This window comes from Rhizobium sp. LjRoot258 (genome assembly GCF_964254185.1).
Taxonomy (GTDB): Bacteria; Pseudomonadota; Alphaproteobacteria; order Rhizobiales; family Rhizobiaceae; genus Rhizobium.
Genome location: NZ_CAXUST020000003.1, coordinates 674,227 through 693,287, shown reverse-complemented (window position 1 = coordinate 693,287; position 19,061 = coordinate 674,227). Strand labels below are relative to the sequence as shown.

11 protein-coding genes and 1 pseudogene are annotated in these 19,061 nt (G+C 60.4%); 6 read left to right on the top strand and 6 right to left on the bottom strand.

Going from position 1 to position 19,061, the window contains the following annotated elements:
• Positions 1 to 40 precede the first annotated feature (40 nt).
• From ACSQ9D_RS31775 to ACSQ9D_RS31760, 4 genes are all read right to left on the bottom strand, one after another.
• Entirely contained in the window at positions 41 to 7,018 is a 6,978-nt protein-coding gene (locus ACSQ9D_RS31775; RefSeq protein WP_436285742.1) for a DUF4082 domain-containing protein, read from the bottom strand.
• Between the two features lie 290 nt (positions 7,019 to 7,308).
• The gene (locus ACSQ9D_RS31770) at positions 7,309 to 9,306 is read right to left on the bottom strand and encodes an ABC transporter ATP-binding protein/permease (protein ID WP_436285741.1); all 1,998 of its coding nucleotides are present in this window, start codon (positions 9,304 to 9,306) and stop codon (positions 7,309 to 7,311) included.
• 112 nt (positions 9,307 to 9,418) lie between these two features.
• A complete protein-coding gene (locus tag ACSQ9D_RS31765; protein WP_436285740.1) occupies positions 9,419 to 11,818 on the bottom strand; it encodes a conjugal transfer protein TraA in 2,400 nt (799 codons plus the stop codon).
• Complete coding sequence (locus ACSQ9D_RS31760) at positions 11,818 to 12,282, bottom strand: plasmid mobilization protein (protein WP_436285739.1); 465 nt, start codon at positions 12,280 to 12,282, stop codon at positions 11,818 to 11,820. The genes ACSQ9D_RS31765 and ACSQ9D_RS31760 overlap by 1 nt, the downstream gene beginning before the upstream one ends.
• Positions 12,283 to 12,645: 363 nt before the next feature.
• Here ACSQ9D_RS31760 and ACSQ9D_RS31755 point away from each other — a divergent pair, with 363 nt between their 5' ends.
• Positions 12,646 to 13,356 (top strand): ParA family protein, encoded by a 711-nt coding sequence (locus ACSQ9D_RS31755; protein WP_436285738.1) that lies wholly within the window; start codon positions 12,646 to 12,648, stop codon positions 13,354 to 13,356.
• On the top strand, positions 13,353 to 13,736 hold the full coding sequence (locus ACSQ9D_RS31750; protein WP_436285737.1) for a hypothetical protein: 384 nt from the start codon (positions 13,353 to 13,355) through the stop codon (positions 13,734 to 13,736). Before ACSQ9D_RS31755 ends, ACSQ9D_RS31750 begins: the two co-directional genes overlap by 4 nt.
• A 65-nt stretch (positions 13,737 to 13,801) precedes the next feature.
• On the opposite strand, the gene ACSQ9D_RS31745 is transcribed toward ACSQ9D_RS31750, so the two are convergent.
• Positions 13,802 to 13,945 (bottom strand): hypothetical protein, encoded by a 144-nt coding sequence (locus ACSQ9D_RS31745; RefSeq protein WP_436285736.1) that lies wholly within the window; start codon positions 13,943 to 13,945, stop codon positions 13,802 to 13,804.
• A 263-nt stretch (positions 13,946 to 14,208) separates the two neighbouring features.
• Here ACSQ9D_RS31745 and ACSQ9D_RS31740 point away from each other — a divergent pair, with 263 nt between their 5' ends.
• The 3 genes from ACSQ9D_RS31740 to ACSQ9D_RS31730 all read left to right on the top strand — a co-directional run bounded on the left by ACSQ9D_RS31740 (position 14,209) and on the right by ACSQ9D_RS31730 (position 16,138).
• Positions 14,209 to 15,402: a DUF1173 domain-containing protein gene (locus ACSQ9D_RS31740; protein ID WP_436285735.1), complete on the top strand. Its 1,194-nt coding sequence runs from the start codon at positions 14,209 to 14,211 to the stop codon at positions 15,400 to 15,402.
• Between the two features lie 111 nt (positions 15,403 to 15,513).
• Positions 15,514 to 15,807 (top strand): WGR domain-containing protein, encoded by a 294-nt coding sequence (locus ACSQ9D_RS31735; protein ID WP_436285734.1) that lies wholly within the window; start codon positions 15,514 to 15,516, stop codon positions 15,805 to 15,807.
• Between the two features lie 52 nt (positions 15,808 to 15,859).
• The gene (locus ACSQ9D_RS31730; RefSeq protein ID WP_436285733.1) at positions 15,860 to 16,138 is read left to right on the top strand and encodes an HU family DNA-binding protein; all 279 of its coding nucleotides are present in this window, start codon (positions 15,860 to 15,862) and stop codon (positions 16,136 to 16,138) included.
• Positions 16,139 to 16,235: 97 nt separating this feature from the next.
• On the opposite strand, the pseudogene ACSQ9D_RS31725 reads toward ACSQ9D_RS31730, so the two are convergent.
• Positions 16,236 to 16,406: pseudogene (locus ACSQ9D_RS31725) on the bottom strand (DUF736 family protein); the annotation flags it as partial.
• 160 nt (positions 16,407 to 16,566) lie between these two features.
• Between ACSQ9D_RS31725 and ACSQ9D_RS31720 the strand changes: the two are divergent.
• The gene (locus ACSQ9D_RS31720; RefSeq protein WP_436285732.1) at positions 16,567 to 19,047 is read left to right on the top strand and encodes a TOTE conflict system archaeo-eukaryotic primase domain-containing protein; all 2,481 of its coding nucleotides are present in this window, start codon (positions 16,567 to 16,569) and stop codon (positions 19,045 to 19,047) included.
• Positions 19,048 to 19,061 lie beyond the last annotated feature (14 nt).

Sequence of the window (19,061 nt, the reverse complement as noted above, 5' to 3'; positions counted from 1 at the left end):
TGGCCTCATCCCAAACCCATCCGTAACCTCCTTCGATGCTTCACGCGGCGAGCTGCGGCCGGAAGACCACATCGGCCCAATAGTTCGCTGAATCGTAGGTGCTGGTCGGGAAGAGACCTGTAGTGGCGGATCCGCCATACGCATAGACGCCGTTGCCACCGGCGGCGGCGCTTGACAGCGCCGACAGCGGGCCGTTGGTGACGGCGCTGGTATAGAAATTGTTGGTCGCCACGTAGGCACCGGTCGTGTGATACGACGCGACATAGGTGGTGTTGGCGGCGATGGAGACCGCCGTCGCAAAGTTCACCGTCTGCCAGCCACTCGCCGAGGTGTTGGTGAAGGTGGCGGTGGCGAGCTTGGTGCCTGCGGTGGTCCACAGGTCGACGACGTTCTGGCCGTTGTCGTTGGCGCTGCGGTAGAACTTGATGCCGGTAATATCACCGACAACGTTCGACTGGAACTTGACGCCGAGCTCGATTTGCTGACCATCGTTGAGGTTCGTCTGGGCCGGCGTGTTGGAGGCGCTGAACAGGCTATAGGTCGTGGGCGCCGTCGACGCGGCGATGTTGAAGGTTTCGTTGGCGGCGAGGCCGCCGAGGTCGGTTGCCGTCACTTGGACGCCGTACGTGCCGGCTGTCGTCGGCGTGCCGCTGAAGGTCCGCGTCGTGGCGTTGAAGCTCAGCCAGGCCGGAAGCGCCGAGCCGTCGGCGGCGGTTGCCGCGTAGGTGAAGGTTTCGCCGCTGTCGACATCGGTGAAGGTGTTGGCCGGCAGCACAAACGAAAAGGCAGTGCCGACGGTGGCGTTCTGGGTGGCGGTCTGCGCCGCGAGCACCGGTGCATCGTTGGCGCCGTGAATGGTGACGGTGAGGTTTGCCGTGGCGGTGGCACCGGCGGTGTCACGCATGGTGTAGCTGAAGGCGTCGCTCAGCGTGTTGGTGGACTGCCGCAACGCCTGCACGGCGGCATTGTTCTCGTTGACGGCATAGGTATAGGTGCCCGATGCATTGAGCACGAGACTGCCGTACGTGCCGTTCAGCGCCGAGCCGAGCGTGCCGGCCGTCGCGCCGAAGCTGACCGCCGTGACGGTCTTGGTGTCACCGGCATCCGGATCGGTGTCATTGGTGAGCACGTTGCCGCTGGCGGCCGCGCCACCCGAGCCATTGGCGACGCCGCCCTTCTCGGTCGCATCCCCCGCGTCGGCAACCGCCGTCGGCGTCGTGTTGCCCGGTGTCGTCGACGCGGCGATATTGAAGGTCTCGTTGGCGGCGAGGCCGCCGAGGTCGGTCGCCGTTACCTTGACGCCGTACGTGCCGGCTGTCGTCGGCGTGCCGCTGAAGGTCCGCGTCGTGGCGTTGAAGCTCAGCCAGGCCGGAAGCGCCGAGCCATCGGCGGCGGTTGCCGCGTAGGTGAAGGTTTCGCCGCTGTCGACATCGGTGAAGGTGTTGGCCGGCAGCACAAATGAAAAGGCAGTGCCGACGGTGGCGTTCTGGGTGACTGTCTGCACCGCGAGCACCGGTGCATCGTTGGCGCCGTGAATGGTGACGGTGAGGTTTGCCGTGGCGGTGGCACCGGCGGTGTCACGCATGGTGTAGCTGAAGGCGTCGCTCAGCGTGTTGGTGGACTGCCGCAACGCCTGCACGGCGGCATTGTTCTCGTTGACGGCATAGGTATAGGTGCCCGATGCATTGAGCACGAGACTGCCGTACGTGCCGTTCAGCGCCGAGCCGAGCGTGCCGGCCGTCGCGCCGAAGCTGACCGCCGTGACGGTCTTGGTGTCACCGGCATCCGGATCGGTGTCGTTGGTGAGTACGTTGCCGCTGGCGACCACGCCGCCCGAGCCGTTGGCGACGCCGCCCTTCTCGGTCGCATCCCCCGCGTCGGCAACCGCCGTCGGCGTCGTGTTGCCCGAGGTCGACGGACGGAAGACCACATCGGCCCAATAGTTGGCAGCGTTGTAGGTGGCATTCGGGAAAATGCCTGTGGTGGCGGATCCACCATAGCGGTAGACGCCGTTGCCACCGGCGGCGGCGCTTGACAGCGCCGACAGCGGGCCGTTGGTGACGGCGCTGGTATAGAAATTGTTGGTCGCCACGTAGGCACCGGTCGTGTGATACGACGCGACATAGGTGGTGTTGGCGGCGATGGAGACCGCCGTCGCAAAGTTCACCGTCTGCCAGCCACTCGCCGAGGTGTTGGTGAAGGTGGCGGTGGCGAGCTTGGTGCCTGCGGTGGTCCACAGGTCGACGACGTTCTGGCCGTTGTCGTTGGCGCTGCGGTAGAACTTGATGCCGGTAATATCACCGACAACGTTCGACTGGAACTTGACGCCGAGCTCGATTTGCTGACCATCGTTGAGGTTCGTCTGGGCCGGCGTGTTGGAGGCGCTGAACAGGCTATAGGTCGTGGGCGCCGTCGACGCGGCGATGTTGAAGGTTTCGTTGGCGGCGAGGCCGCCGAGGTCGGTTGCCGTCACTTGGACGCCGTACGTGCCGGCTGTCGTCGGCGTGCCGCTGAAGGTCCGCGTCGTGGCGTTGAAGCTCAGCCAGGCCGGAAGCGCCGAGCCGTCGGCGGCGGTTGCCGCGTAGGTGAAGGTTTCGCCGCTGTCGACATCGGTGAAGGTGTTGGCCGGCAGCACAAACGAAAAGGCAGTGCCGACGGTGGCGTTCTGGGTGGCGGTCTGCGCCGCGAGCACCGGTGCATCGTTGGCGCCGTGAATGGTGACGGTGAGGTTTGCCGTGGCGGTGGCACCGGCGGTGTCACGCATGGTGTAGCTGAAGGCGTCGCTCAGCGTGTTGGTGGACTGCCGCAACGCCTGCACGGCGGCATTGTTCTCGTTGACGGCATAGGTATAGGTGCCCGATGCATTGAGCACGAGACTGCCGTACGTGCCGTTCAGCGCCGAGCCGAGCGTGCCGGCCGTCGCGCCGAAGCTGACCGCCGTGACGGTCTTGGTGTCACCGGCATCCGGATCGGTGTCATTGGTGAGCACGTTGCCGCTGGCGGCCGCGCCACCCGAGCCATTGGCGACGCCGCCCTTCTCGGTCGCATCCCCCGCGTCGGCAACCGCCGTCGGCGTCGTGTTGCCCGGTGTCGTCGACGCGGCGATATTGAAGGTCTCGTTGGCGGCGAGGCCGCCGAGGTCGGTCGCCGTTACCTTGACGCCGTACGTGCCGGCTGTCGTCGGCGTGCCGCTGAAGGTCCGCGTCGTGGCGTTGAAGCTCAGCCAGGCCGGAAGCGCCGAGCCATCGGCGGCGGTTGCCGCGTAGGTGAAGGTTTCGCCGCTGTCGACATCGGTGAAGGTGTTGGCCGGCAGCACAAATGAAAAGGCAGTGCCGACGGTGGCGTTCTGGGTGACTGTCTGCACCGCGAGCACCGGTGCATCGTTGGCGCCGTGAATGGTGACGGTGAGGTTTGCCGTGGCGGTGGCACCGGCGGTGTCACGCATGGTGTAGCTGAAGGCGTCGCTCAGCGTGTTGGTGGACTGCCGCAACGCCTGCACGGCGGCATTGTTCTCGTTGACGGCATAGGTATAGGTGCCCGATGCATTGAGCACGAGACTGCCGTACGTGCCGTTCAGCGCCGAGCCGAGCGTGCCGGCCGTCGCGCCGAAGCTGACCGCCGTGACGGTCTTGGTGTCACCGGCATCCGGATCGGTGTCGTTGGTGAGTACGTTGCCGCTGGCGACCACGCCGCCCGAGCCGTTGGCGACGCCGCCCTTCTCGGTCGCATCCCCCGCGTCGGCAACCGCCGTCGGCGTCGTGTTGCCCGAGGTCGACGGGGTGAACATGACATCGACCCAGTAGTTCTCTGCCTGGAAGGTGGCGGACGGAAACTGGCTGGTGCTGCCGTAGCGGTAGACGCCGTTGCCGCTGGCGGGTGCCGTCAACGGACCGCTCGTGACATCTGCGGTGAAGTAGTTGGCAGTGGTGGAGTAATGGCCGACATTGGTGTGGTAGGAGGCAGTGTAGGTGGCACCCGGGGTCAGCGTCACCGGGCTGGAGAAGGTCGCGCTCTGCCAGCCGCTGGCCGTTTCGTTGGTGAATGTGAGGGTCGCCAGCTGCGTGCCGGTGCTCGACCACAGCGAGCCGGTATGGGTGCCGGTATCCTGGCTGCCCTTATAGAACCGGATACCACTGAGGGTGCCAGCGACCGAGGTCCGGAATTTGACCCCGAGTTCGACGGCTGACGTATCGTTGGTGTTTACGATGGCAGGTGTCGCCGACCCGAACAGCGAGACAAAACTCGGCCCGGTTACGGTGACCGTTTGTCCTGCCGATGGTGATTCCAAATTGATGCTATCATCGACGGCACGGGAGCGAATCGTATAGGTCCCAGCAGCCTGCGGCGTCCACGTGTACGTCCAGTTCTCATCACCCGCCGCCGGATGCCAGCTCGCACCGTTGTCCGTCGAAACCTCTACGCCAGCGATCACACCGCCGACATCCGAGGCGGTGCCCGTAATCGTCACCGTGCTTCCAGCGGAGACACTTGCGGGCACCGTGATCGTAGAGGTTGGGGCGGTCTGGTCGGTCGAACCAGTCGCCGTGACAAGCCCGGATTGCAGCGTTCCCGGCTGGATGCCCATGTCGGCGAGCAGGTTCACCATTGCCTGTTGCACGCGTGGGTCGGTCGCCGTCGTCTGGAGATCGTGGTTGTCGCTGAGACCCCACGCCCAGTAGACCGTGCCAGCGCCGAAGACGAGCGCCCCGCTCGGCGCGCGGTAAAGCGTCAGATTGTGGGTCGAGACGCCGTTGCCTGTCGTGTTTCCATAGTCGAGCAGGTAAGTGCTCACCGGAAGCGTCGTCGACGACAGCTTCACGAGGCCAGCCGGATCGAAGCCGTTATCAGTCGCTTCGTCCCACTCATAACCAAGATAGTTCTTGGTGAGCGTTGCCGTTTGGCCGGGCTGAAGATTGGCAACGCTCGTACTGCGCCAGAAGCGCAAGTTGGCGTCATCATAGGGAACGGTAATCGACTGAAGATTATTGCCGACATCGTCGACCATAAACAACTGGCCGGTCAATGAGTTTTCCGGATTTCCGCCACCGATAGCGGGTGGACTGAGGCGGGGATCGCGGAAAGTGCCTGTCCATTCGTTGGAGGGGTCGATGCTGGCGCTGGGCGACCATGTCTCCTTGTAGGAGATAAGGGTGCGATAGGCCGTGGCGTCGCTGCTGTAGCTGTTGCCCCAACGGGTGCGCCAGTACACCTCGTTACCGCTCCAAAACTGCAGGTTAACGCCCGCGTCGCGTGCCGCTTCGACATTGGCTCGCTGCTGTCCAGACCAGTATTCGTCGTGCCCAGCATCCAAATACATCTTATGATTGAGTAATAGACTGCCATAACGGTCGACGTCGACGCCCGACATGTAGGAAACATCATAGCCGTTCTGTTCCAACCAGTAGATGCCTGCGTACTCGGCGCCGAACAGATAGTCTTGGGGACCGGCATAGGTGCCAACCCCGCCGCGGGTCGCGATCGGTCTATTGTAGCTGACGGCATAGGCGCGACCGGCACCTTGCCCCGTCGCCGGGCCGTTGCCGCCATAGAAGTTTGCGCCACCCCAGCCGTTGTAGGCCTGCCAGGTCTCATCTGAGGTCTGGAAGACGATGTCACTGTGGCTGTCGTCGTCGCGCACGATAAACGGGATATGGTTCTCGCCGAAGGTGCCATCCTGACGCACGAGCTTGGCGATATAGACACCTGAGGCTGCGTCCTCGGGTACGGTCCATGACGCAGAGACTGCCCAGTTGCCGGCATCGACCGTGCCGGTCGAGGCATTGCGCAACGGATCGGGCTGCGCCTGAAGTCCGGTGTGCTGCAGGGTGGTGACCTTGCGCGCGCCCATGCCGCCATAATAGCCCAGCCGGTAGATATCGATTCGATAGTTGGTGGAATCCGTATCGATCTTGAAGCTAATCGTCTTGCCGTTGTCGACGCTAATGTCGGTCGCGAATCCCTCGATGTTGGAGCTACCCGCACCGTCGATGCCCCACTCGCTCTCTGGATTACCCTGCTTCTGGTTTTCGAGCACGGTCGGGTTGACGACCGTCGCCGCGGCCGCCAGATTTTGCGCCAATGTCCGCTGCGTGCCCAACGGTGTGGTGACCGAGCCGGAAAGGATGCCGATGCCCTTAGAGTTAGCGGTTCCCGTTCCGATCTCTCCGCCGCCTGGCAATGATCCGTTCCAGACCGTTGCTTCTGTCCACCTTGCGGTTCCGCGCCAGCCCGAAAGAGGGGACAAGTCACGATCCAGAAGCGGGTCGCTGATCGAGGCACCGAATGTCCGCTTGACTGTCGTCACATAGTCCGGACCCTCGGTCAGCCTGGTCCCCGGCAATTGACCGTCCTGTTGAAGCATACCCCCGCGCTGGGCCCAATCGAGAATCCGCGTGGGAGAGGTAAAGTAGCCGCACCCGCAGACGCCAAAGGGCATGCCAACAGCCAATGAATGAGATCCAGCACCGTGCGCAGTCGCCTGCGCTGACGGAGTCGATTCGAGGATGACGACTTTGCCCGAAGCAGCGGGCGCGCCCGCCACAGTGGTCAAACCTCGCCCTAACGCTGTCGGAGCTGGGTTTTGCGGCAGAAACGGAGCCAAAGGATCGTCGCCTATCGGGCCCATTTCAGCGTGGACGCCATGGAATGACGATGCAATCCCGAATGTAGCCTTACTCTCACCGCGCGAGAAAGGTGCAAAACGAGGTCCGCGAATCGTTGCGAAAGTGTCGGTCAACGACGGCAGTACATGGTCGATATTGACGTCCGCGTCGCAGACCAGGTCGCCTCGCTGCCCACTGTCATACTCGTTGAGCGCAGAGTTGCTGACGGGACTGTCGACAAAGGCGCCGTACTTGTTCGCGTCTGTAGTTTGTACGGATGACGCAAGTTGAGAAGATTCTTCGCGCCTATAGGTAGTATTGCGCGGCCTCACCTTTCCACCGGCGGCCAACCACCGGGGAACCAAAGAATCCAATAGTATTGAGCGGGAAGCCCACCGGCGAGCTTTGCGATACATGGCATACCCCTCTCGCGAAATTGCCAAGATCAAATCTATGAGGATCGTTCAATGCGTGCCTTCCGGAATTATAGTCGAAAAGAAAAGATTATATTCTACCCACTTCGATCTAAGGCAGGTGAATATCCTTTTGGCGAATGCGTTTTGCTGTAGAGCACGACCTCCCTTTTGCGGGATACCAAGTAACACAATCGAAGGATCCGCCTCGTATCAAGGAAATCTGCCGCGCCTGCCTTTAACGAAGATGCGATGGGTTTGTGGCCCGTCTTTTCGCCCCGTCTCGGACGCCCTCAGGGGACCGGCGGACCGGCGCAATTCGACGTCGTACTCCCTTTCGGTAGCGAGCGCCGGTCCTCCAAAAGGCGCAAAAGCAAGTTCCGTTTTCTCTTGCGCTGAACAAGATCAATATCACTGACAAGCTTTGCGCCGCCCTCGCGCCGCTCCAAGGTAATCTTGCGGCTATGGAAGGCTTCCAGCTCGGCTCGATGCGCTACGCTTATGATGGTGACCTTCGGCAATTCATGGATCACCATCTCCATCATCTTGTCCTGACTCTTCTCATCGAGTGCTGACGTTGCTTCATCCAGTACAATGATATCGGGATTGTGTAACAGGAGACGCGCAAACGCGAGCCGCTGCTTTTCGCCACCCGACAACGTCTGGTCCCATGGCGCGTCTTCCTCGATCTTGTCGTTCAGATAATCGAGTCCCACCTTGTCGAGGGACTCCTTGATCGTATCCAGCGTCCAGCTATCGGCGGCACGGGGATAGGCGACTGCACGGCGAAGCGTCCCGGAAGGGATATAAGGCCGCTGCGGTAACATGAACAGTCGTCTCTCGGCGTGGAAATTGACGCTGCCGTCACCCCACGGCCAAAGACCTGCGATGGCCCGCACCAGCGTGCTCTTGCCTGAACCGGATTCTCCGGCGACGAGCACCCGCTCGCCGAGTTCGATCACCACCTGGGTTTCCTTGACCACGGCGGTGCCGTCGTCAAGCGATACGGAGAGATCGTTTAGGCTGAGTATCGCATCGCCTTCAGTCTCACCGCGCTTGATGCGTCCCAAGGCGTTGCTCTGTTCCGCGCGCTCGAGCCCGTCGAGCGAGATCATCAGCGAAGCGATGCGCCGTGCGCAGGCGTTCCAATCGGCTAGACGGGGGTAGTTATCGACCAGCCATCCGAACGCACTCTGAACGATGGCGAAGGCAGAGGCAGCCTGCATTACCTGTCCAAGGGTCATGCTGCCTTCAAGAAACTTTGGAGCACAAAGTAAAACCGGCACGACCGGCGCAAACAGGCTCGACCCCTGCGACACAAGTGTTGTGCGCATGTGCTGGCTTGCAAGGAGCGCCCATTGCCTGAGCACATTTGCGAACGTCTTGTCGAGGTCTCTACGCTCCTCCTCTTCACCGCCGAGCAATGCGATGCTCTCGCCGTTTTCCCGCACGTGCGTCAGCGTGTAGCGAAATTCGGCTTCCGCCTGATTTTTGGCTTCAGAGACGTGGACGAAATGACGGCCGATGACCGCTATCGAGCTGGACGTGATCGTGGCATAGAGTACCGCAGTGATAACGAGAAAGCCGGGAACAGTGACGGTCGAACCTGCGATTGTTAGAGTCAGGGCCCCGCCGATCGTCCAGAGCACCACGATGAAGGTCGATGCCGACAGAAATGCAGAAATGACCCCGGCGATGAAATCGACAGGTGCTTCGGTGGCAATCCGCAAATCCTCCGAAATGCGCGCTTCGGGGTTCTTGTGGTCGCCGCCGATGAGGTTCAACTGATAGTAACGGCCGTTCGCGAGCCAGCGCGCGATGACTGCGGTAGTGAGCCAGGAACGCCAGCGTCGCTGAATCATCATACGAAGCGCGACTTGTGCAGTGACAATGACTACGCTTCCGAGCACGAGTGGCAGGAACACGGCGCTCAGGAAATATACGGTGCGGGCATTGTGTTGCTCTATGGCGTCAAAAATTGCGCGATTCCAGACATTGATTCCATACTGGAAGCCGACATTGATGCCGATCAGGGTCAATAGCCCGATTGAGCACGGCCAAGCGAGCCTGTCGCCGCCGCGGCCCCAGTAACGGCGCGCGCTGATCCAGAAACGCGTCAGCAAATACCTCCTGCGCGCCTGCTCGGCCTCCTCAGGCGTCAACTCTCGATCCGGTTCAATGATATTTGGCGGCGGCACGACCTCGACAGTCGATGCCTCCTCTTGGTGCGACTTCGCGGCACCTTGCGGTTTGGTGCCGTCGGATTTCGGATTGGATTTAGCGCCGGTCATAGCGCGACAACGACTTAAAAATCAAAAGGTTTCATGATGCCGGTGTCGAACATGGCATCGGAGGGCTTGCCGAGAAAATGAGGCAGTCGCCGCTCGAACTCACAAGGCCTCCTTATCGTTCACGGTCGTCGCGTTCGCGCTCTTGCCGTTCATCGGTCTCGCGCTGGAGCTGCTCGAGCCTCGGAATGTGTTGCTGGGCTGGATCGGTGCGCGTCGCGTCACCTGATGGAGGGCTTGCGCGATCCCGGCTCGGCCGCGTCCCGTCGGCCACCGGTCTGTTCCGCTGCTCCTCGGTTCGAACACGGCTTAGCTCATCGTCGCGATCTCGGAATATCTCCTGAGCTGCAGGTACAGCCGGGATGCCCGAGGAGCCGCTCGTTTCCGATGTCAACTTGCCACCGCGCTCCCGCGCCCGCTCGGCCGCTTCGATCGCAATCCTGAGGTCGTGATCCACCTCCGCGATTTCTCGGATCAATGTATTGCCGGAGGCACCGAGCTCACCCACACGTGCCAATACAAGGTCCAGGCTTGCCTGCAACGACGCTTTATTGGCACTGATTTCGCCCGCGTCCGCGAGGTCGATCGCTTCACGGTAGTGCTCCACCTCGAGCATGATCTCGTTCGCTGCTTCGACGGTCCGCAGCCCATGGCACGCAACCGCCTTGTCCCAGCGTACGTTGGCATCGTTGTCACCTTCGCGCAGCCTTGGCTCATCGCTGGCGATCCGCTCACCGTTTTGCTCCTGCAGTTCCATCAGTTCGCGCCGCACACTCACATGCTCACGGGCTGCAGAGGCAATCTCGTCAAAATTCGCGCGCTCGTCGGCGGGCGTGACGCGTTCCGCCTGGAACAGGGCGACCTCGACACGCTTCTCATAGGCTTCGAATTCCGATCGGCTCATTTGACGCATTGGCTCATCCCTCGAAACGATCTCTTCCAACGATACCAGATGCGTTATGAATTGCGAGCGCAATCGTTCCGTCTTACGCCCACCATGCGGTCGGGGATGATCACTCATCACTTCTGATTCTAAACGGATAACCTGTGATCGAGCGAAGCCTTCGACTCTTTTGTCGTCATGTTCCGTGGCCAAAGCCTCCCATTGACGCCTAGCGAAATCAGTATAGCGTCGGCTACGCTCTGTTTGAGTGAAGCTATGTCTGTCCGACCGCTTTGCATCATATCTTCGCTGCGCTACCTCGCTCGTTCCCTTGTGTTCCGTTCGCCCGTGGCGGTTTGTCGGACGTACCTGGTTCTTGCTATAGGCGGAGGCACTCGCCCGCTCACGCCGATCGGTCATTTCCATATTGATGCCGTGCGCGCGTGCCTTTTCCGCCATGGTCACCCGCCAGCGACGAAACACCGCGATGGTCGTTTCGATCCGATCGCCGGCATCCGAACGCATGGCAACGATCGCATGGACATGCACATGTGGCCGTTTGCCGCCCGCCTCCTCGGCTTTGGGGTCCTTCGAAGGGTCATGCAGGGAAGACACATAGCGGTAACCGGCAAATTCCTGGGCCAGGAACTCTCGAGCGGCGGCATGGAAAGCCTGGACATCCGTTCCGGCCCGTGCGGAGAGGATGACATGCATGATGTCGCGCGGCTTGCGGCTATGCAGGCCCCCGCGCCATTTGAGCTGCACGACATCGCCGGCCTGCTTGGCATCCGCGATCACACCCCCTTGCTCGTCCTGAACGGCACCTTGATGCCGACCAATAAGGTCACGAAGCCGGGCGGAGCCGTAGTCTGTGCCGTTGCCATAGCCGGTGAAGCGAAACGTCGTTGCCACAATCTGCTCGCCCTCGTCACCATCCAGACGACCTTGCACGATCGCCGATGCTTTCCCGTCACCGGTGAGGCGCTCACCCATGCTGTCGCGCAAGACAGTGACGCCCTCGACGGTAAAGCCCTTGTCATCATTGCGAGGCGATGCGGCAAAGGCGAACATCCGGTCACCAAGCCCGCGTTTGAGGATCGCCCGCGCCTGCTCGTGAATATCCCCGGCCGGATCGACCTGGTCCTTCACCTCCACCACGAAAGACCCGATATCGCGGCTTTCGGCGCGATTCTTCATCAGGTGGTCCCACTCGCCCCGGACCGTGGACAGTTCATTGCGGCCCCGCAACTGTTCCCCACGCTCGTTCTCGACGGCGACGTCGCCGTTGCGCGAGATATAGCCGATCATCGCTCCAAGCCTGTTGCCGCCGCCGAATGACGCCATCTTGACCACGGCCGGTTGGCTGCCGGACGCGAGTGATGCAAACCGGGACCGCATGGAAGGTTCGCGGGCGCCAAATCCATCCCCAGCCCTGAACCCGGCCGAACGTCGGCCGCGTTTGGCACCACCATGCTTTCGGCCGGCGGTAAGAGATGCGGTCGGGACCGCTCCTCCGCGGCGCCGGCGCTCCTCTTCCTCCGAATTCTTGCCCCGACCCAGCGACCGCTCGTGTAGCAGCGCTGCCCTACGCCGCTCCCACTCACTCTCGAACGCACCGAGGAAGAACTCCATCAGGCGGTTCCTCGCCGCCGTTGGGCGCCGCGCGCCGCGAAACGTCTGAGCTCGAGCATGACGGCGGCTACGATCTTCTGAATATCGGCCGTTTGAGCAGAGATCGCCTTGGCATCAACGTGACCGCTGCTGTTTGCGGCGCGCGCCAGCTGATTGAGGTTTACGCCAATCGCCCGCATGTCCGACAAAAGCAGATCCAGAATTGCGCGGTCGTCATCGGTGAAGAAGGGTCTGACGCCTGCTCCTTCCAATGTCAGCGACCGCATAAAGGCCGAGGTGGTCATCCCGGCCTCTTCGGAAACGCGAGCGATGGCAGCGATTTCGGACGGGCTGAAACGCGCGTGCACGACCCGATCCTTCCGCTCGGCTGGTTCGATCGCCCTGCGGTGGCTTGCCACCATTTCATCCTCTTCGAAACAATCGCCGCAGGCGGCATCGACGGCTTGTCCGTCGATCGTCAGCAAATTTGTATCACAAATTTGCGTATCCTGCCAAACACCACTACACGAATTTAGTATTCTTTTTCAAACCGCCATCGGAGAACTTTGATGGGAGCCTGACCACGAACCAAAGAAGGTTCGCAGGGACAACGGCCATGTGCACAATTTGAGCAATCACATCGAGCATTCACACGATATTTCAATATAATAAGTGCGAGTAAACACCTCGTGCAATCACCTCGTTTGCCATTGGCATGTGACCACATTCTGCGGGCCATCGCCCATGGAATGTGTTTGATCGCCAGCATTTTGGTTGACGGTTGCTATACTCATAGAGTTATATTCACAGAGACACAGTGCACGTCAGCTTTCAAAGGATCAATCAAGATGAGCCGGATCTATGCCGCGGTGAGCAATAAGGGTGGCGCTGGCAAGACCACGCTCGTCACCTTGGCGGCCGGGGAGTATGCGCTCAGAAACGAGCGCGTGCTTCTGATCGACGCCGATAGCAGGCAGAACCTTTCGGGATGGTGGCGACTGTGCCACAACAAGCAAAATGTGCCCGAAAACATTGAAGTCGCGACAGCATCGACATCACGAACGCTCGAGACGGCCATCGAGCGGTTTGCAGCGTCCTTCGACCTCATCGTGATCGATGCACCTGGCGTCGACAGCTCACTTCAGACGAGCATCATTCGCGCCTCGCAATTGGTGATTTCTCCCATCCAGCCGGCGATCAAGGAGATCGAGGCGGCTGGACAGGCCGTCGCCATGGTCAACGAGATAAACGACCAAGCGGGCACGAAAATTCAGCATCTGAATGTGAGAACGCGCGTGACTATCCCGGGGCGCAACCTCGAAGCCTATCGCTATATCCGGCCATTCGTTGCCGGCTTGCAGCAAGCCGCCTATCGCACTGCACTTCTCGACACGGAGTTGTTCGAGCGCAATATCTATCGCGAGATTCAAAACGGCCTCGGCACATTGCAGATGCAGGACTTGACCGACAGTGTGCGAAAGGCCCGTGCCGAAGTTCAGGCGCTCGTCACGGAAATCGAGAGCAAACGATCGATCCACCGTAAGGGCATTGCCGCATGAACAAGCCGAGCCTGGGCCTTGACGACTTCATCATCGCATCGAAGGCCGGCAACAATGCGCGGAGTGTGGATGCGAAATCAATCGAACATAGCGCCGAAGAAGGATCTGCGCAGTCGGTCGAGGCCCCTATCCTGCCCAAGCCTTCGCAGAATGTGCGCCGGCAGAAGGCAACCACGCGGGCTATTGCCGGGGAAGGAGCGCGACTTGCGCTCAAGAACCTGAAGCGCGCCAAAGAGCGCGACGCGAAGTTCTATGTCAACGTTGCGCTGAACTACGAGACCAAGATGCGCCTGAAGACAGCAGCGCATGAGAACGATGTGAAGATGACGGTGATCATGGAGGCGGCGATCGACTGTTATCTGAAGGAAAACGGTTATTGAGTGTCGTCCAAGATGATCCGGCCGGTCGATCAGGCAGGGTCATCTCCACCAAATGCGAATGCCCCCTAGACAGGGGGCAGGTTCTCGATTTCGGCGATGAGCTGCTCGATCGCGGCGTTGAGTTCCGCTTCGATCTGCCGGCGCTCTTCGAGGGTCGGGGCGTTTCGGGCCTCAGTGCGCAGTTCCTCGATGTGCTGTTCGGTCGTCATCTTCGTCTCCTTGACGTTTGTGAAAGATGACCGGCGCGGCTGTGAGGGGAGAAGACGGGTCAAGGTTCGCGTCAGCGACCGGCTGAGCCGGCGCGTGGAGGAGCCGATTTTGTCGGAGCGCAAGCGCAGGCAAAATTGGAGGGGTCGCGCGACCTTGAGGCGGCTTTTCCGCTCGCGGCACAATCGCAGTTCCGAGCAGACAGGGTTTGGTCTCGTGTGGCACCGGAACGAGGGTTCGATACACTCAAGGAGACATTGCAGGAATGAGGCGTTTCCAAATCGGCAACACAGTCGTCGAGGAGCAATCGGCAGGCTTTCAGCAAAACCTGGCGATGGCCTATCGATCCAAGCTGCGCCCGGTCTGTCTTTGTCAGGCGACTGGCGTGGCAATGTACATTGCCAATGTCGGCGACCAACTCGTCATTAAACGCATGCCATTGACCGGCGGTGCGCACGCGCCTGACTGCGAATCTTATGAGCCACCCTACGAATTGTCGGGGCTGGGCTTCCTGATCGGCAGTGCTATCCAGATCGATGCGGAAAGCGGCGTTGCTTCTTTGAAGCTGGATTTTTCCCTTTCCAGGCAAGGCCCGCGCACCGCGCCAACGCAAACATCGGCGGGTTCAGCGTCCGTCAAGAATGATGCCCGCAAGATGTCGCTGCGTGCCCTCCTCCACTATCTCTGGCATCAGGGCGGCTTGACGGAATGGACCGCACACTGGGCGGGCAAGCGGCACTGGCCGCAGGTTCGCAACCACCTTCTGGAAGCCGCACGCACCATGTCTGTCAAAGGGGAGCCACTCACGGATCGGCTGTTCGTGCCGGAACCATTCCGGCTCGACGACAGAAACGCGATCGAAGAGCGACGCGCCGCCGCCCTGGCCTCTCTTCAGGCTGGAGCCACCGGCTCAAGACCCTTGATGCTTCTGATCTGCGAGATAAAGGAATTTGCTCCGACACGCAGTGGTCAAAGGATTGTCGCCAAACACCTGCCTGGTTTTTCCCTTTTCCTGGAAGAGGCATCATGGCGTCGCCTCAACGCGCGTTTTGCCGCCGAATTCGACATCTGGAAAACAAACGGGACTTGTCATCTGATCGCGATTGCGACAATCGGCGCGTCAGCGTCGGGAGCGATCGCCGTCAACGAGATCGCCTTGATGGTCGTCACGGAACAGTGGCTACCGGTCGAAAACATCCACGAAGAACGATTACTGGAACGATTGACCAAGATGCGCCAAAAAACTGTCAAGGGGCTCCGTTTCAACCTTGCGGCCACGCAGCCACTCGCAAACGCGATGCTTCCGGAGCTGAAGCCCTGTCCCGCAGCGCTCTACATCGTGCCACCCGGAGCCAGTGAGGAATTCGAGATTGCGCTGCAGGACATGATCGATGCGCGACCGGATACGACGCCGTGGGTCTGGCGGGTCGCCGATGGCGACATGCCGCCCCTGCCCTAGGAAAACGACGATCGGCGCAGATTCGACCTATCAAGCACGTGAATCAATGCGGCGCGACCGATTCAAAACTGTCGTTGGACGCTGAGCGCCAGATCTCCGATCCTGTTGTCCATGTCGCTCTACCCCTATCGCCTCTATTGCCATCGCACCGATCCAAGCAGGAACATGGCACGGTTCTACACCCTTTCGATACAGCCAACGCTGTTCGGTGAAACGGCTGTCGTCCGTTCATGGGGCCGGATCGGGACGAGCGGTCGGGAAAAGACGGAGGTGTTTTCGGATGAGCTCGCAGCGGCGTCGCACTTCCTCAAACTCGCACGCCGGAAGCGGTCGAAAGGCTATAAGCCCACAGGAAGCTGTGGAAATACCGCCGAAGTCAGTTCGGTGGGCATTGGGGGCCGATGACATGGGAGCCGCGTAGTGGAAAAGATTCCGAATCTTCAAACGGGAGTTCACCATGACCACCACCAACGAAATTGCAGATAAGATCGCAGGCGAACATGGCCTGACCAAGGGACAGGGCAAGGCGATCGTGGAAGCCGTGTTCACGGCCATCACTGCGGCATCCACCTCCGGCAACGAAACCTCGATCCCAGGCTTCGGCAAATTTAAAGTGAAGGACACTCCGGAGCGCGAAGCGCGCAATCCGGCGACCGGCGCGACCATCAAGGTCGCCGCCGCCAAAAAGCTCACCTTCGCGCCGGCAAAGGCGCTGAAGGATGCGCTGAACAAGTGACATTAAGAAAAGCCCCGCTTGATCTGAACTGACCCCCGAAGTTGGAAGTCCAACTTTACGAGGTCAGTTCATGATCGGCGGGGCTTTCTGGTTCTGCTTACCGGCGCGTGTTGCGCGACCAGATAAGCTGGAGGCCCTCCTGGCCCTGCACTTCGGTCAGCGTCGCGTAGATCGGAGCCGGGAAGCTCGGATCATCGAGCTTGACCGAGATGTAGTCGCGCTCGGTGTCTCGGGCCTGTTTCTGCCAGCCGGCGCCGAACTCAACGTTTTGCGGTGCACCGCAAAATGTCGATTATGCTGAGAACGTGATTATGCAGAGTGTCGGTCGCTGAAGGCCGGATTTGCCGGTGATTTCGGCGGATTCTGCTCCGCATAATCCCGGAGGCTGAGATGGATAGTGCGTCTTAAAATACGGACGCCTTTGGCCTATGCTGATCCCCACGATCATTTTGGCGAAAGCTGCAAAGTTGGCGGAAAAGAATGAGGCATGGGAAAACATTGCTCGCATTCGACGGCGGCTGGCTGATCTGAATGATGAGCGGAAGGCGCTTGAGCGTGAACTGGAAGCGTTTGAGCAACAGCTGATTTCCGATAGCCAGGCCGACGCAGAGAAGCCAGCCTTCGCCGACGCCCCTGTTACCAACAGCTCACCGTCGATGGAGAAGGTGGAGTTATTCCGGCAGCTGTTTGCCGGGCGCCCCGACGTCTTCCCGGTTCGCTGGAACAACAAGAAGGACGGACGCTCCGGCTATTCACCAGCCTGTTCTAACGAGTGGGCGAAAGGAATCTGCGGCAAGCCGAAGGTGAAATGCGGGGACTGCCCGCATCAAGCGTTCATCCCATATTCCGAAGATATCATCGAAAAGCACCTCCGTGGCGGCGATGCTCGCTCAAGCGACTTTGTTGCCGGCGTATATCCATTGCTGCAAGACGAAACATGCTGGTTCCTTGCTGCTGACTTCGACAAGGAAAGCTGGGCGGACGATACCAGAGCGTTGCTCGCCACCTGTCGTGCAAAAGGAATTGCCGCAGCCCTCGAACGGTCGAGGTCGGGAAGCGGCGGCCATGTCTGGATATTCTTCTCCGAACCCGTTCCCGCGAAGGTCGCCCGACAACTGGGGGCCGCACTGATCACAGAGACGATGGAGAACCGCCCCGAGATCGGCTTCACGTCTTATGACCGTTTCTTTCCCAACCAGGATACCATGCCACTTGGCGGCTTCGGCAATCTGATCGCGCTTCCCCTGCAAAGGAAAGCCCGTGAAAATGGCAACAGCGTTTTTGTCGATGGTGACCTGCAACCCTACGATGATCAGTGGGCATACCTGTCGTCTTTACCCAGGTTGTCTGCGGACGAAGTCTTCAGGATCGCCGACGAAGCCGAATTGTCCGGGCGGGTCTTGGGCGTCCGGATGCCAGTCGATGACGAACATGCCGATGAGCCGTGGAAGATGTTGCCGTCACGTCGTAGCGAGCCGCGGCGAATTGAGGCTGCGATCCCGCAAAGCATCAAGGTCGTGATCGCCGACCAGGTTTACATCGATAGGACCGAGCTTCCGTCCGCACTGATTGCGCAGTTCGTGCGCCTGGCAGCATTCCAGAACCCGGAATTCTATCGTGCGCAAGCAATGCGATTGCCGACATTCGGCAAGCCTCGGATCATCTCCTGTGCCGAGCTTCACCCACGCCATGTCGCGCTGCCACGAGGCTGTCTCGATGAAACAGTTGAACTCATCAAGAGCCATGGCGCGACCGCCATTTTGGAGGATCTCCGCGAAGATGGAGAGGCTCTACCCGCCGGCGTCTCGTTCCAAGGGGAACTGCGACGGCCACAATCGCGGGCCTTTGATGCTCTTGTCGCGAACGATAACGGCGTGCTCGCCGCCACGACCGCCTTCGGCAAGACAGTTGTCGCCGCCGCACTCACAGCACATCGAAGCCGCAACACGCTGGTTCTTGTGCACCGCAGGGAGCTTCTCACCCAATGGGTAGAGCGTCTGAGTTCTTTCCTGAGCATCGACCCGAAGCAGATCGGCATCATCGGTGGCGGGAAAAGGAAGCCGACAGGGATCATTGATGTGGCGCTGATCCAAAGCCTGGTTCGCAATGGCGAGGTCGATGACATCGTCGGCAATTACGGTCATCTGATTGTCGACGAATGCCACCATCTGTCCGCTGCAAGTTTTGAACTTGTCGCTCGCAGATCCAAGGCGCGATATGTCGTCGGGCTATCTGCCACCGTTGCCCGAAAGGACGGTCATCATCCGATCATCTTCATGCAATGCGGCCCCGTTCGCCATCGGGTTGATGCAAGAGTTCAAGCTGCCGAGCGTGGTATTCGCCACCGTGCCCGCGACCGTTCGACGAAGTTTGAGTTGCCAGCGTCACTCGCCTCGGCCGAGCGCCCGTCAATGCCAGCGATCTATGCGGCCCTTGCGCAGGACCAAGGCCGAAATGACCTGATCTTCGATGACGTGCTGAAATCCCTTGAGGCCAAACGTTCGCCCATCCTGCTTACGGAGCGGAAGGATCACCTCGATTATCTCCAGCAGAAGTTCGAGCCGTTCGTGAAAAATCTGGTGGTGCTGCGCGGTGGCATGTCGGCGAAGGATCGCAGGCAAGCCAACACGGCGTTGAATGTCGCAGACGATGATGAGCGCCTGATACTTGCGATAGGCCGCTATATCGGGGAAGGCTTCGATGACGCCCGGCTCGACACGTTGTTCCTGACCATGCCGATCGCCTGGAAAGGCACTTTGGCGCAGTATGTCGGACGTCTGCATCGTCAGCATGATGGTAAGCGGGACGTCTTGGTCGTCGATTATGTCGACAGCACCGTTCAGGTGCTGGCCCGGATGGCCGCAAAGCGACGAGTGGGTTATCGCGCGCTGGGCTATGTGATCGAATGAGGGCGCCCCGCAGT